General features: G+C 32.8%; 11 protein-coding genes and 1 pseudogene. 4 read left to right on the top strand and 8 right to left on the bottom strand.

Going from position 1 to position 15034, the window contains the following annotated elements; translation table 11 throughout:
• Window positions 1–33: 33 nt before the first annotated feature.
• The 4 genes and pseudogenes from E0H99_RS09595 to E0H99_RS09610 all read right to left on the bottom strand — a co-directional run bounded on the left by E0H99_RS09595 (window position 34) and on the right by E0H99_RS09610 (window position 5763).
• Window positions 34–801 (bottom strand): carboxypeptidase-like regulatory domain-containing protein, encoded by a 768-nt coding sequence (locus E0H99_RS09595; protein WP_131994442.1) that lies wholly within the window; start codon window positions 799–801, stop codon window positions 34–36.
• A gap of 88 nt (window positions 802–889) precedes the next feature.
• The gene (locus tag E0H99_RS09600; RefSeq protein ID WP_131994445.1) at window positions 890–2845 is read right to left on the bottom strand and encodes a DEAD/DEAH box helicase; all 1956 of its coding nucleotides are present in this window, start codon (window positions 2843–2845) and stop codon (window positions 890–892) included.
• A gap of 205 nt (window positions 2846–3050) precedes the next feature.
• Window positions 3051–3629, bottom strand: coding sequence for a non-canonical purine NTP diphosphatase (locus tag E0H99_RS09605; protein WP_131994448.1), 579 nt, complete (start codon window positions 3627–3629; stop codon window positions 3051–3053).
• 1311 nt (window positions 3630–4940) lie between these two features.
• Window positions 4941–5763 (bottom strand): annotated as a pseudogene (locus E0H99_RS09610) (glutamate synthase-related protein).
• 200 nt (window positions 5764–5963) lie between these two features.
• Here E0H99_RS09610 and E0H99_RS09615 point away from each other — a divergent pair.
• A complete protein-coding gene (locus tag E0H99_RS09615; RefSeq protein WP_240723471.1) occupies window positions 5964–8333 on the top strand; it encodes a hybrid sensor histidine kinase/response regulator in 2370 nt (789 codons plus the stop codon).
• Here E0H99_RS09615 and E0H99_RS09620 read toward each other — a convergent pair.
• Together E0H99_RS09620 and E0H99_RS09625 are read right to left on the bottom strand one after the other, a co-directional pair.
• The gene (locus tag E0H99_RS09620) at window positions 8330–9115 is read right to left on the bottom strand and encodes an NYN domain-containing protein (protein ID WP_131994454.1); all 786 of its coding nucleotides are present in this window, start codon (window positions 9113–9115) and stop codon (window positions 8330–8332) included. The two genes, E0H99_RS09615 and E0H99_RS09620, sit on opposite strands and share 4 nt — an antisense overlap.
• A gap of 168 nt (window positions 9116–9283) precedes the next feature.
• Window positions 9284–10264 (bottom strand): M20/M25/M40 family metallo-hydrolase, encoded by a 981-nt coding sequence (locus E0H99_RS09625; protein WP_131994457.1) that lies wholly within the window; start codon window positions 10262–10264, stop codon window positions 9284–9286.
• 300 nt (window positions 10265–10564) lie between these two features.
• Between E0H99_RS09625 and E0H99_RS09630 the strand changes: the two genes are divergently transcribed.
• Both E0H99_RS09630 and E0H99_RS09635 read left to right on the top strand, forming a co-directional pair.
• Complete coding sequence (locus E0H99_RS09630) at window positions 10565–11827, top strand: aminotransferase class I/II-fold pyridoxal phosphate-dependent enzyme (protein WP_131916893.1); 1263 nt, start codon at window positions 10565–10567, stop codon at window positions 11825–11827.
• A 120-nt stretch (window positions 11828–11947) separates the two neighbouring features.
• Window positions 11948–12421, top strand: a complete 474-nt coding sequence (locus tag E0H99_RS09635) for a hypothetical protein (RefSeq protein ID WP_131994460.1) — start codon at window positions 11948–11950, stop codon at window positions 12419–12421.
• Between the two features lie 85 nt (window positions 12422–12506).
• On the opposite strand, the gene E0H99_RS09640 is transcribed toward E0H99_RS09635, so the two are convergent.
• Both E0H99_RS09640 and E0H99_RS09645 read right to left on the bottom strand, forming a co-directional pair.
• Complete coding sequence (locus E0H99_RS09640; protein ID WP_131994463.1) at window positions 12507–13625, bottom strand: GTP cyclohydrolase; 1119 nt, start codon at window positions 13623–13625, stop codon at window positions 12507–12509.
• A 23-nt stretch (window positions 13626–13648) separates the two neighbouring features.
• Complete coding sequence (locus E0H99_RS09645; RefSeq protein WP_131994466.1) at window positions 13649–14584, bottom strand: transporter; 936 nt, start codon at window positions 14582–14584, stop codon at window positions 13649–13651.
• Between the two features lie 124 nt (window positions 14585–14708).
• Between E0H99_RS09645 and E0H99_RS09650 the strand changes: the two genes are divergently transcribed.
• Window positions 14709–14990, top strand: a complete 282-nt coding sequence (locus tag E0H99_RS09650) for a DUF4834 family protein (protein ID WP_131994469.1) — start codon at window positions 14709–14711, stop codon at window positions 14988–14990.
• The last annotated feature ends 44 nt before the right edge of the window (window positions 14991–15034 follow it).

Raw genomic sequence — 15034 nt, forward strand, 5'->3', positions numbered from 1 at the left:
AAAATTAACAGTTTGAGTAATGGAATGTTAGGTTTATTTTTTCTTCAGGACTTTATATTCCTCATAACAGCCGCTAATAGCATCCATGATTTGTAAATCATTAGCTGTTTTTATAAACGATTCGGAGTAGTTACAACGTTGCAGAATTTCGGCTATTTCATTTTTGTCAACACCTAAAAGAACAGCTATAGTTTCTCTGTCAAATTTAGATTCCAAAAGATTTCGTACCGTATCATCTTTCTTCATTTCTTTCAGTTTCTTGAGCTCTTTTGGATTGTTACCAAAGAAATTATAGAGCATATCCGCTGGATTGAATATCGAACCCAGCACTCTTCCAAAAGCATTTGGAGAATATTCCCCTGCTTCATATCCTTGCGTTAAGCCGGAAATACTATAACGATAGTTTTCTTTTACAGGGATAATTTTGGTATCGACTTCAAGATATCCGGTTAAATTAAAAGGTCTTATTACCACTTCTTCAAGAGCAATGGCTTTTTCAGTAAGTTGTATTTTGGTGCTTTTATTTTTTATCCAGTCATTGGTCACTCGAACGCGAAGTGATTGAAATCCTAAACTAGTAATGTGAAGCGTGTCGTTCAGTTGTACATCTATTTCAAAATATCCTCCTGAATCAGTAGTTGCACCTCTCACTTTATTGATATTAATGATGTTTACACTAGATAAGACTTGTCTAGTAGTATTGCTGATGATGATACCATTAACTTTTTGGGAGGGTTCTTTAACTTGCGCAAAAGCAGTTGCGGATAGTACTAAAAAAAAGAAAACTACAAAATATTTCATAAACTGATTTAAGACTTTAAAAGTAATAAAACAGGATTAAATATTTTGTAGTTCCAGTATATAATTATAAGAAAATTAACAATGAATGTTAATCTTTTCTTGGTCTTCTTGGTCTTGGTGTATCACCAAAGCTTTCAGAACGTCTAGGTGCTCTATCAGATGAACCTTCAGTTCTAGGTCTGTCAGATGAAAAACCACCTTCTCTTCTTGGAGCTGCGCTTCTAGAATCGCTTCTTCCGCCAAATCCACCTTCTCTTGGAGCTGAACTTCTATCGCTTCTGAATCCACCGCCTGAACCTTCTCTTCTTGGAGCAAAGCTGCCTTCTCTTCTTGGAGCTGAACTTCTTTCGCCACCTGAGCGACCTCCGCCAAAACTTCCACCAGAACTTCTTCCATTATGGTCACGTCTTCCGCCACCATCATTTTTAGAAATTTCAACATTGATTCTACGTCCTTCTAATTGTACGTTGTTCAATACTTCCATTACTTTATCAGTATGTTCCGGATCAGTGTTAAAGAAAGAGAAACCTTCTTTTACATCTACTTTGAAAACGTCATCACGACCTAAGTCTAATGTTTCTTTCAAGTAATCTTTCAATGACATCCAATCAAAATTATCTCTAGAACCTATGTTTACGAAATATCTTGTTGCACCACCATTGTTATTTTCTCTTGGAGCACCATCTCTATCATCACGATCACGTCTTTCAGAACCTGAAGCTTGATTAGAAATATCTCTAGTTTTCTTGTAATAATTGATAAAACGATTAAATTCAACCGATACCATTTTCTTGATTAATTCCTCTTTCGATAAATCTTCAAGTACGCTGTTTATTGCAGGAAGATAGTTGTCAATTTCGTGATCAACTTCTACATCTTTAATTTTATTAGCTAAGTGTAACAATTGGATTTCGCAGATTTCAATTCCAGAAGGGATTGTTTTTTCTTCAAATTTTTGTTTGATGATTCTTTCGATTGAAGAAATCTTACGCAATTCACTTTTAGTAACGATTACAATTGAAGTTCCTAATTTACCAGCACGACCAGTACGACCTGAACGGTGGTTATAAGTTTCAATTTCGTCAGGTAATTGATAATTCACTACGTGAGTAATGCTGTCAACGTCAATTCCACGAGCAGCAACATCAGTAGCTACAAGCATTTGGATTTGTCTTCCTCTAAAAGATTTCATTACACCATCACGTTGCGCTTGAGATAAATCTCCGTGCAATGCAGCAGCGCTGTATCCGTCTTCAACTAATTTTTCAGCAACAGCTTGCGTATCTCTTTTGGTACGACAAAAAACTACTGAGAAAATGTCTGGATTAGCATCCGCTAAACGTTTCAGAGCTTCGTAACGGTCACGTGCATTTACAAGGTAAAATTCGTGAGAAACTGTAGCAGAACCTGAGTTTTTAGCTCCAACTGTAATTTCAATTGGATCAGTCATGAATTGTTTTCCAATACGTGCTACTTCAGCAGGCATTGTTGCAGAGAATAACCATGTGTTTTTTTCGTCTGGCGTAGTAGAAAGGATGTTTACGATATCTTCGTAGAAACCCATGTTCAACATTTCGTCAGCTTCGTCAAGAATACAATAGTTAATTTGAGAAATGTTTACCAAACCTCTATTAATCATGTCTTGCATTCTTCCTGGAGTTGCCACAATAATTTGTGCGCCTCTCTTTATGTCTCTCGCTTGTTCTGTAATGCTAGCTCCACCGTAAACTGCTACCACATTAATACCTTTTTCGTATTTAGAGTAGTTTTTAATTTCGTTGGTAATCTGCAAACAAAGTTCGCGTGTTGGAGATAAAATTAATGCTTGTGTGTTTCTGTTGTTGGCATCAATTTTCTGAATAACTGGAAAACCAAAAGCTGCCGTTTTCCCTGTCCCTGTCTGAGCCAACGCAACCATATCTGTGTCTTTTTCCAATAATAGGGGAATCGCTTTCTCCTGTACTTCGGTCGGATTTTCAAATCCTAGATCTAAAATCGCCTTCAGTAACGATTCACTCAATCCTAATTGTTCAAATTTATTCATATGTATTTTTAAAATAGGGTGCAAAATTACTGTTAATAATTCATATAAACTAATGCTATTCCAAGATTTAATGATTTATTATAATTTGATAATCAGAAAGTTATGTTTTTTATTTGCGAATTATGGATTTTGATTTAGGATTTCAGTGTGAGATTACGACTTTAAGTATGTTTTTTTGTTATAAAAATGTTGTATTTCAGAGCATTTATTTATTCAATTTCAAAAAATCAATTAGTTGTTGTGTGGCTTTTCCTCTGTGGCTGATTTTATTTTTTATGTCCAATGATAATTGGGCAAAAGTTTCTTGGTATTCTTCAGGTTTGAAAATAGGGTCGTAGCCAAATCCTTGATTTCCTGATTTTTCTAAAGTAATTTCGCCTCGGGCAATTCCTGTAAAAAGATCCTGTTTCCCATTTAAATTCAATGCAATCACTGTTTTGAATTGTGCTTTTCTATTGCTTTTATTGGATAAGCACTCTAATAATTTATTCATATTGTCATCAGAATTGCGTTGCTCTCCTGCATACCTTGCGGAGTAAACACCAGGTTCGCCATTCAGGGAATCCACTTCCAGTCCAGTATCATCAGCAAAGCAGTTGTAACCGTATTTTTGGGTAACATAATTGGCTTTTAGAATTGCATTGCCTTCAATTGTTTCAGCGGTTTCAGGAATATCTTCATAACAACCAATACTTTCTAAGCTTAGAATTTCAATCGTGTCTGGAAGTATACTTTGTATCTCAAGTATTTTATTTTTGTTATTGGAAGCGAAAACAAGTTGCATATTATTGGTTTTAATTTTACACTCCAAAGATACATTTTTTTAGATATCTCGTCGGGATGATGGCAATAGTAGTCCGAACTGCCTGTTAATTATAGCGATCTCTATATTGTTTGGAATTCAAAGAATGCATTTAAATGTAATTAATTAAAAATCAACATGTTAATTTAGGGTTAAAGTGCTGTTTTTTAAAAATTTAACTAACATAAGTTGTATCTTTGAGTGTGGTTTTGATTAATCACTTGAGTAAAAACCATCTGCAAGGAGAAGAGTATTCAAATTGTCATTTCATACTGAACGGTATGTTTGATAAATGGTAAATCAAAATCTACATTCGGAGGCCCTTTAAAAGGCCTCCTTTTTTTATGGTTCAATTCTAATGATTTTATTTTTTGAAAGGGATTTCAGAAACTTTTCTATAAGATTTAGAGAGACGAATTTTATAAGGCTAAAATTAATATTTGACAGTATTTCAATATTATTAATTAACGCGTTAATAATTAGTTAAAGGTCTGATTTGCAGTTTGTTTTGTAAAAGTAAATTGTATCTTTGAGTGTGGTTTTGATTAATCACTTGAGTAAAACTATCTGCAAAGAAAAGCTAATTCAAATAGTCATTTCATACTGAAAGGTATGTTTGATAAATGGTAAATCAAAATCTACATTCGGAGGCCCTTTAAAAAGGCCTCCTTTTTTGTGGCTATATACAAGAGCAGTAATAATTTCCTGTTTGCTTTTTTTCTAAAGCAATTTTAATGCTGTAAATTGACACGTTAATTATTGGTTAAAGTGTTGGTTATTAGCTGTGTTATTTGATTAAAAATAATATCTTTGATATGTGATTCTGATTGAATACCTGAGAATATTAATCTTATAATGAGATTAATAACTCACAATCGACTATACCAGTAACGGTAACAGTTATATCGGTAATTCAGAATCACATAGGAGGCCCTTTAAAAAGGCCTCCTTTTTTTATGGTTCAATTCCAAGGATTTTAATTTTAAAAGGAATTTTAATGATTTTTCCATAGCAATTAGAAGGACGAATTTTATAAGCATAAAATCACTATTTGAATGCAATTCCTATACTATGAATTAGTGCGTTAATGATTCGTTAAACATTTGATTTTTAGTTTCTTTAGTGAAAGTAAATTGTATCTTTGAGTGTGGTTTTGATTAATTACTTGAGTATGTCAGTCTTGCAATAAGATATGATAATTCAATAGTCAGCTATACTAATATAATTGTATGAGTTGATAATGGTAAATCAGAACAGACAACTGGAGGGCTATAAACGCCCTCCTTTTTTGTTTTAATGTTTTCGGACACTTTTTAAATTATCTGGGAAATACAAATCAGATAAATGGGCAAATTCATCACCACGCATGAAAATGCTAATATCAGCATCGGCAAAACTTTTTTTACCTGCAGCAGCAAGAAGTTCGTTAGCTACGTGTAAAGTATTTTTTATGAAAATGATATACTCGCTCCGATTTGTCAGTCACAACCAATCCTCTCATCAGCATTTTATTTTGTGTAGCATCATCCCAGTAGGACATTGATTATTATTACAACGCAACGCTTGAATACAACCTAATGAAAACATAAATCCACGTGCGCTGTTACACATATCAGCCCCATGGGCTACCGCTCGAAGGACTCATCACAGATATGTTTAATAATGAAGCGTGATAGGGTTGTGTGCAGTCTCGTTCGCCAACTAAAACTCGCGGTAGTACTTCGTTAACAACTGTAGGGAAAATAGAATGTTTAATGCCCTCGTAGCTTGATTGATTTAGATTTAAATGCGTTCCAAAAGGAGTTGTAGAATCAATTTTTTGGCTCTTTGATATACAAGAGAGTGTTGATTTCTTGAGAAAGGCTTTCCATCAGTGGAACGTTCTATAAAATATTGCTGAATTTCAGGAGCTATCATTTCAAATAAATATCTAAAATAACCCAAAACCGGAAAATTTCTTAAAATAGCATGTTTGGTTTGAATACTATTTGCAAAACCAATTAATAATTAGGACAAATATAAATCCCATCAAAAACAGACCAGTTTTAAAATACAAATAAACAATTAGAGTGATTATAAATGCGGTAATTCCTAAAAAGAAAAATTTTTGTCTTATGATAAAAGTTATTTCAATGACTAAATTAGTAAGAATATTAAATATTTTCTTCTTTTGATGTTATTATTTGTAATGAATTGTTTTATTTCACAAAACGAAAGATTGAGAATGAAAAAAATGATATACGTAAAAACTAAAAGGTTATTTTTTTACGTATATCGTTTAGGTAGGTCATAATTTATTAGATAATGGGTCAAAAAATGCATAAACAATTTTACATTGCTTTAAGATTAGTACTATTTATGTTGTTTTTTTCAAACACATATTCACAATATGTTTTTAGAGGTGATATGCTTACTAAAGATATTTCCCTTCATAAGTATACTACAATTACGGATGTAGGTCAAAGAAATTTAGATATTAAATATGTAATTAATAATTATAACACATTAAATCCTAAAAAGCTTGAAACCGAAAATGATGACTTAGGTTTTACTCAAAGTAATTTTTGGGCAAAAACAGAACTTAAAAACCCGACAGATTTAGTATTGAACTATTATTTAGAAACGGCGCGTCCCATAACTGATTTAGTCGAGTTGTTTATTGTGGATGGAGTTTCAGGAGAAATAACTAAAAAAGTCAGTGGAGATAATATGGATTATTCTAAACGTAGCTTTGATAACCGTAAAACCATTTTTAAAATTGAAATTACTCCAAGATCTAGCTTGAAATTATTTTTACATCTCAAAAGTGATGGAGAAGTTATAAAAATGCCAGTAATGCTTCATTCATCAGAAAACTTTATTAAGACTATTTCTAATGAGCAATTGGTGTTTGGTATTTTCTATGGTATTCTGACAACTGTCTCTATTATTTACTTCTTTTTCTTTTTTGCTTTACGCACAAAAACATTTCTATACTATAGTTTATATGTTGTTTTTATTGGTTTAATGCAATTTTCTTTAGATGGTTATTTTTATGAGTTGATTACACCTGGAGGCGGTTGGTTTTCAAATCATGCTGTATTGTTTTTTGCGATGATGGCTGGCTTTTTATTGGGAAAATACAGTGAAGTTTTTTTGAATATAAAAAAACACAATAAAACGATTTACTTTCTTTTTAACGTAGTTTATTTTTTAGCTTTTGTTTTGATATTGTGTATTCTTTTTATCCCTGCAGCCTTGGCGATATCTTATCCATTAGCCAATGTACTTGGTTTACTGATTCTGATCTTGATTATTAGTTCTGTTTTTTATCTATATTATAAAAAATTGGCCGTTGATTCCTTTTTTACTGCAGGTATCCTCTTTTTGATTCTAGGTTTTGGTATTTTTATTCTTAATAATTTTGGTCAGGTTCCTAATTCTTTTTTAACACAAAACAGTTCGAAATTAGGTACTGGTTTAGAAATTATATTCCTTTCGCTTTCTATGGCAAATTTGATCAGGAATCTTAAAAACGAAAAAAATGAACTGAATCGACTTGCTTTAGTTCGATCTGAGGAAATGAATGATTTGAAATCTTATTTTTTATCGAATATCAGCCATGAATTAAGAACGCCTTTGAATGCAATTATGAATATGATTGATTCTATATCTGTTGAGGTTACGGATGATAAAATTAGAAAAAATTGTCAAATTATAAAGCACTCTTCACATAGTTTATTGAGTTCTGTTAATGATATTTTAGATTTCTCTAAAATTGAGAAAAAAGAATTAAGACTCGAGTCTGTGCAGTTTAACCCCGATGAAATTCTAGAGAATTTAAAAAACAATGCCGTCAATAGAGCTAAAGACCAAGGACTAGAATTTCAATTTTTAAAATCAGATGCGATTCCTAATCTTGTGATTGGTGATGTGACCAGGTTGGTTCAAGTTGTGAATAATGTATTAAATAATGCCATTAAATTTACATCTAAAGGTTTTGTGAAATTTGATGTAGACTGTAAGATTAAGGAAAATAATCGAGCAAGTTTGAAATTGACAGTTTCAGACTCTGGCGTAGGAATTCCTCAAGAAAAAATAAATAGTATTTTTGATTCCTTTTCTCAAAATAGCATTGATAATAAGAGAAAGTTTGGAGGACTTGGATTAGGGCTTTATATCGTAAAGACTTTAGTGGATATGCAAAACGGTAGCATTGAATTGGACAGTAAAGTCAATGAAGGCACTACCTGTATAATTACTCTTGATTTTGATATAGTACCGCAACAAGAAAAGGCAGAAGTTTTGGACAAGCCTACAGTTTACGATTTAGAAGGCAAATCAGTTTTAGTTGTAGAAGACAACCCGATTAATCAGATGGTTGTTAAAATGATCACTAAAAAATGGCTGAACACAACCGTAGTTTATGCAAATAACGGTCAGGAATGCTTGGATGCTTTTAAAACTAACCATTTTGATATTGTACTAATGGATCTTCAAATGCCGGTGATGGATGGATATGAAGCAACAATAGCTATCAGAAATGGGGAAGCAGGAGCAGCTAATGCTTCTGTCCCCATTATTGCAGTAACCGCTGACGTGATGGAAAGTACTAAATTACGTGTGGCAGAAATTGGGATGAATCATTATTTATCTAAACCGATTAAAAATGATACTTTATATCGTGCGATAAAAAAATTAGTTTAACTAAAACGTAATCTAACATAAACGTGTTTGATGCCTTTTTTATCAGAATCTCTTTCGTCAATTTCAAGTATATCGGTTAGGGATTTTAACATTGGAGTTAATTTGGCAAAACCATAGTTTCTTGGGTCGAATTCAGGTTTTCTCTTTACAATTAGGTTTCCTACATCGCCAAGAAATGCCCAGCCATCATCATCACAAATATCTTCTATTGTAGTTTCGATAAGTTCTATGGTATGTAAATCTATTTTGCTTAGTGATTTTTCAACAGTTTTTTCAACGGGTTTTCCAATTGGTTTTTTAGTATCTGAGGAACGTTTCGGTTGTTTTTTCTTTATGGCTCCGTCTAATACTTCGATATAGATAAAACGATCGCAGGCAACTATAAAAGAGTTGGGCGTTTTTTTCTCTCCAATTCCAATGACTTTCATTCCTGATTCTCTCAGTCTGATGGCCAAACGTGTAAAATCGCTGTCACTTGATACGATGCAAAATCCATCCACTTTGTCTGAATATAATAAATCCATGGCATCGATTATCATAGCAGAATCTGAAGAGTTTTTGCCTACGGTATAACTGTATTGTTGAATAGGAGTAATAGCGTGTTCCAGTAAAACTGATTTCCAGCCGTTAGCATTGGGTTTAGTCCAATCAGCATAAATACGTTTGGTGGTTGGTGTTCCAAACTTAGCGATTTCTTCCATCATTCCTTTTACATTGCTGTAAGGAACGTTGTCAGCATCAATGAGAACGGCCAGTTTTAATTCTTTTGTATCTTGAGACATATAGTATTGTTTTAATTGGTATTAGTCTATGCAATGCTTTTCAAATATACAAATTTTTGCCTAAATTGTTCCTAAGTCAGTTTATCGTGCCTATATTTAGACTCACTGTTGTTGACGCTAAATCAAATTAGTTTGTACAGTTTTATTTTGCAGACTAGGCTATCTTTTTTAATCCTGTTTAATAAAATACAAAGGTTGGTCGTAGTTGGCTATCGTTACTAATGCATTATAAATGTACTTGGAAACTAAAACAGCACCTTCTTGGTTGATTAAATGTGCATCATCTTCCGGGGTATGGTATTGAGGATGTCCTCCGGTGTGAAACCCAAGAACTGAAATGTTTTTTTTGTAAAAAGAAACATGATCAGATCCTCCTACGTCGCCAGCAATGACAATAGGATTGAGCCCGCTGCCTTCACCTAATTTTTTCATTAATGTTACTCCGTCAGGAAAGGTTCCAGCACCTCCCATGGATAAATGTTTTTCTTTGTTCAATCGGCCTACCATATCCATGTTAATCATCAATTTGATAGCATTATTGGCAACCGGTGGATGGTTAATAAAATATTTTGAACCCAGTAATCCTCCTTCTTCTCCGCTGAATCCTATAAAAATGATACTTCTGAGAGGGCGGTTATTCGTTTTTGATACTTCTTTTAAAATAGACAGCAAAGCCGAAACTCCCGAAGCATTGTCGTCAGCGCCATTGTGAACAGCGATAGTGTCTTTCTTTTTGCTTCCCGTTCCTTTTCCTCCCCATCCCAAATGGTCATAATGCGCACCAATTACAATGAATTCATTTTTTAAAGTTTCATCCGATCCTTCTATATATCCGACCACATTTTGAGTGGTTACACTATCTGATTTTGCATGGTTTGTTTCCGGTTTTACAAATAATTTAAAAGATTGCATATAACTGTTGCCAAATTTTTGCAGTCCATATTTTTTAAAATACTTTGCTATATATGTTGCCGCATCATTATTGCCTTTTGTTCCCGGAAAGCGACCTTGTAATTCATCGGAAGCTAAATATTTTTCATGCTTATAAAAAGTACGGGTATTAATGGTATGTTGAGCAATTAAATTTTTGTTGAGCAATAGTGTGAAAACAAGGGTAAGAACGAATTTGTAATTGTAATGAAATGGCATAATATTTAAAATTTAAAAAATATATTGTTATATTGATATTAAAAATGCGCACCAAATATACAAAGTTTATAATTTGGAATCTATTTTAGCTCCGATCGAAATGACATCCTTTTGTACCGTCATTGCGAGGGACGAAGCAATCTTTCTTGACGGCACAAAAGATACAGTGGAGAGCAGGACATCGAAGATTCAGCGTAGCTAAATAGCTCCTGAAAAATAAATTTACTTTCAATACCATTATAAAATTTAAATAATTATTTTTGCAACTTCTTAAAATTAAAATTATTACTTCAATATATTATGGTAAAAGATTTATTCGAAAGAATTCAAAACAATAAAGGACCGTTAGGTAAATGGGCTTCACAAGCAGAAGGATATTTTGTATTTCCAAAATTAGAAGGAGATTTAGGTCCAAGAATGAAATTTCAAGGAAAAGAGGTTTTGAATTGGAGTTTGAATGACTATTTAGGTCTTGCCAATCATCCGGAAGTGCGTAAAGCAGATGCGGATGCAGCGTTAGAATTTGGTGCAGCTGCTCCAATGGGTGCTCGTATGATGAGTGGTCATACTAAATATCACGAACAATTAGAGAATGAATTAGCTGCTTTTGTAATGAAAGAATCGGCTTATTTATTGAATTTTGGTTACCAAGGAATGGTTTCTATAATTGATGCTTTGGTGACTAGAAATGATGTGATTGTATATGATGTTGATGGGCACGCTTGTATTATTGACGGAGTTCGTTTGCATAGTGGAAAACGTTTTACTTACAAACATAACGATATCGAAAGTATGGAGAAAAACCTGCAACGTGCTACCAAAATAGCTACGGAAACAGGTGGAGGAATCCTTTTTATTACTGAAGGTGTTTTTGGAATGCGTGGACAACAAGGAAAGTTGAAAGAGATTGTAGAAATGAAAAAGAAATACAATTTCCGTCTTTTGGTTGATGATGCTCATGGTTTTGGTACTCTTGGTAAAACAGGCGCCGGAGCAGGTGAGGAGCAAGGTTGCCAAGATGGAATTGATGTTTATTTTTCTACTTTTGCAAAATCGATGGCTAATATTGGCGCTTTTGTAGCGGCTGATAAAGACATTATCGATTACCTGAAATACAACTTACGTTCGCAAATGTTTGCTAAAGCATTACCGATGATTCAAACAGTTGGTTCTTTGAAACGTTTGCAATTGTTGCGTGATAACCCAGGATTGAAAGACAAACTTTGGGAGAATGTAAATGCTTTGCAAAATGGTTTGAGAAGCAAAGGATTTAATATTGGTGATACTAATACTTGCGTTACACCAGTTTATTTGGAAGGAAGTGTACCAGAAGCGATGGTAATGGTAAATGACTTAAGAGAGAATTATGGTATTTTCTTGTCAATAGTAATTTATCCAGTCATTCCAAAAGGAATGATTTTATTGCGTGTTATTCCTACTGCTCCTCATACATTGGATGATATTGACGAAACACTAACGGCTTTTGAAGCTATTCGTGAGAAATTAGTAAACGGAACTTACAAAGAAATTGCAGCTAAAACTACAGTTGATTTAGACGCTTAGTTTCTAAAATTATTACAATTTTAAGTTTATAAAAAATCCATCAGCTTTTGTTGATGGATTTTTTTTTAAATAAATTTAGCTAATAAATGGTATATTTATGCAACTTAAAATTTAAAGTTTATGAAAAAAGTAATTTTATTGAGTGTCGTTTTTATGAGTGTTTTTGTCTCTTGTAAAAAAGAAAAAGAAATAGAAGAAGCACCAGTTACATCAGAAGAAATAGTTGTAGAAGAACCTGTTTCAGAAGAATGCTATAGTGCGATTATTAAAAAAGATACTGTTTCTATGTCTTTGAATATAAAAGGAAATCAAATAGCTTCAGGAAAATTGAGTTATAACTTTTTTGAAAAAGATAAAAATGAAGGGACTTTAGTTGGGGAAATAAAAGGAGATACGCTTTTTGCAGAATATACTTTTATGTCCGAAGGAGTTTCGTCAATCCGTCAAGTTGCCTTTTTGAAAAAGGGAAATACGTATGTTGAAGGTTATGGAGATGTTGTAGATGACAACAAAGGAAAAGTGATGTTTAAAGATACAAAACAGCTAAAATTTGAAGGAAATGTCGTTTTGTCAAAAGTAGATTGCAAAATGTAATTTGCGCGATAAAGCAAGATTATTTAAAACAAAAAATCCATCAGTTTTGATGGATTTTTTGTTTTAAATAGTACAATCTAAATTGCTACAAATTCTTTAGGAAAGTACATCTTCGTTTGTGAACAACAGGATTGAAATGTTTCCATAAGTTATGAATGGCAAGGTTGTCCGCTAATTCAGGAGTTCTGAAACAGTTGATAACTCCTTTTTCTTTGAAAGTATGATAATATTCATTGAAAATTATCGCTGTAACCGCTTTGTTCTGGTAGTCAGGATGAACGCCTATCAAATAGAAAATCATATCCTTACTTTGGTTTTTTGCTTTTAGCAAATGAAGGAATCCAAATGGGAATAATTTTCCTTTTGATTTTTGCAACGCTTCAGAAAAGGAAGGCATTACAATACTAAAAGCAACAATATTATGGTCTTTATCTTCCACAAATTTGATGAATTCAGGATTGATAAAACTGATGTATTTTTTCTTGAAATATTCTTTTTGAACGTCTGAAATAGCTACAAAAGACGATAAAGAAGCATAGGATTCGTTGAACAAATCAAACATTTTATCTACGTGTGGCATCACTTCTTTGGTAGTTTTAAAATTAAGCGGACTTAGTTGGTATCTTCTTTTTACCAATTCATTCGCCTTTTCAAAAAACTCTGGTTTTACGTTTTCGAAAGGAAATTTACTTTCTAAGTATTCTTTTTCTACGCGATAGCCCAATTGCTCAAAATGAGTGGTATAATACGGATGATTGTACCACGTAATCATGGTTCCGATTTCGTCAAAACCTTCCGTTAAGACGCCAACTTTATCTAAATTTGAAAATCCCATTGGACCTTCAACGTGTTCTAAATTATTTTTTCGACCTAATTCATACACTTTCTCCAAAAGTGCTTTCGTTACTTCAATATCATCAATCACATCAAACCAACCAAAACGGACTTTCTTTTTTTGTTGATCATTTACCTCGCTCCAATTGATGATTGCCGCAATTCTACCTACAATTTCATTGTTTTTGTAGGCAATATAAAAATAGGCTTCGGCATTTTCAAAAGCTGGGTTTTTTGTTTTGTCAAAGGTTTCCAGTTCATCAGCAATGATTGGCGGAACCCAATATTTATTGTTTTTGTATAGGGAAAAAGGGAATTTGATATAATCCATTAATTCACTTTTTGTTGTAGCTTCTTTTATTGTAATCATTATGTTTTTTGAGATTCTATAAATTATCCTTTTTTTGTCTTTTTTGCTCTTCTCAATGCTTTTTTGTCAGAATCCTTATTGTCAATGTTTATTCTGACTTCTTGGTAATTGGCATCATAACGCCAAGAAAAACCAATACCGCCATAAAGTGCAGAAGGAGTATCTTTAAGACTTGTACTTATTGATGCATCAATTTGCATGTCTTTATTCAATAAATATGCTGCGCCACCACGAACAATGGCATCGCTGTAAAAATCGCTTTTAAATCCTTGATTTTCTACAAAACCAGACCATTTGTCATTAAATCCTCTTGTTAGAGTCAACACATACCCATAACTTGGATAATCAGTTGTTACATAATCGGCTATGATATTGGTTACAAAAACCCATTTTCCGTCGCCTAAGTGGTTTTGAGTAATCAACATAATTTTTGGTGATATGCTGGATTCTGAAGAAAAAGAATAGGGATTGTCAGCCATAGTAAAATTAGCTCCTGCAAACACTGAAACAGCAGGAATTAATTGGCGCCAACTAAATGCTCGATTGGCTTTCCAACTGTATATATTTACCTTTTTTTCGTAATTTTTGAAAGGATCATAAATCAAATATTTGGCTCCTAAAACAGTTTGTTTAAAATCTGCTCGATTTGTGCTGTTAAATAAGGTGGTGTATTTTTCATTTTGGTATTGTATATCGGCTATCAATTCCAGTTTTTCCATGAATAATCCCCAACGTAATGTGGCATCAATTCCAAAACCATTGGCGTCATAATTCAATAAACTATGATTTTGTTTTATTCCGTAAACACCTGTTTCTATTTGAATTACTGATTTTCCAACTGAATAAGCCGACATGGTTTCTCCTGGTCTGTTAGAATTTATTTGATCAGTATGTTGGCCATAATGAATACTTGGAATCATTGAAATAGCGGCGATAAATAAGATTTTGATTTTGAACATATTATTTTTTTTGAGTTAAAAAGTAATAACGCTTTTCAAATGTACTATATTTTATTATTTATTTAAGAGAGATATTTTAATTTTGAACGGTTGATTTATTAATTTTGGAAAAAATTAAACTTATATGCAAACAGCTTCTTTCATTGGTTTTATAAAAGCGCTTTTTTACATGATCGCTTTCTATTATATTTTTAGATTTTTAGCAAAATTATTTTTGCCATTATTAGTTAAAAAAGTAGTGGAAAAAGCAGGCGAAAATATGCAGAAGCAGCAACAGTATACACAAGATAATACTTGGAAAAAAACACAAAGTAAAGATGAAGTAATATACAATACGGCAAATGCTAAAAATCCACGCGAAACCAAAAAAGTGGGGGATTATGTTGATTACGAAGAAATAGATTAAATTTGTCGTTTTTAACACCGTTTTTACTCTAATCCAAACCATTT

It is taken from the genome of Flavobacterium sp. GT3P67 (genome assembly GCF_004349155.1).
Classification (GTDB): Bacteria; Bacteroidota; Bacteroidia; order Flavobacteriales; family Flavobacteriaceae; genus Flavobacterium; species Flavobacterium ranwuense.

Coding starts and splice junctions, on each gene's coding strand:
- E0H99_RS09595 (WP_131994442.1), bottom strand. CDS start 801: ATGAAATATTTTGTAGTTTTCTTTTTTTTAGTACTATCCGCAACTGCT.
- E0H99_RS09600 (WP_131994445.1), bottom strand. CDS start 2,845: ATGAATAAATTTGAACAATTAGGATTGAGTGAATCGTTACTGAAGGCG.
- E0H99_RS09605 (WP_131994448.1), bottom strand. CDS start 3,629: ATGCAACTTGTTTTCGCTTCCAATAACAAAAATAAAATACTTGAGATA.
- E0H99_RS09615 (WP_240723471.1), top strand. CDS start 5,964: ATGCATAAACAATTTTACATTGCTTTAAGATTAGTACTATTTATGTTG.
- E0H99_RS09620 (WP_131994454.1), bottom strand. CDS start 9,115: ATGTCTCAAGATACAAAAGAATTAAAACTGGCCGTTCTCATTGATGCT.
- E0H99_RS09625 (WP_131994457.1), bottom strand. CDS start 10,264: ATGCCATTTCATTACAATTACAAATTCGTTCTTACCCTTGTTTTCACA.
- E0H99_RS09630 (WP_131916893.1), top strand. CDS start 10,565: ATGGTAAAAGATTTATTCGAAAGAATTCAAAACAATAAAGGACCGTTA.
- E0H99_RS09635 (WP_131994460.1), top strand. CDS start 11,948: ATGAAAAAAGTAATTTTATTGAGTGTCGTTTTTATGAGTGTTTTTGTC.
- E0H99_RS09640 (WP_131994463.1), bottom strand. CDS start 13,625: ATGATTACAATAAAAGAAGCTACAACAAAAAGTGAATTAATGGATTAT.
- E0H99_RS09645 (WP_131994466.1), bottom strand. CDS start 14,584: ATGTTCAAAATCAAAATCTTATTTATCGCCGCTATTTCAATGATTCCA.
- E0H99_RS09650 (WP_131994469.1), top strand. CDS start 14,709: ATGCAAACAGCTTCTTTCATTGGTTTTATAAAAGCGCTTTTTTACATG.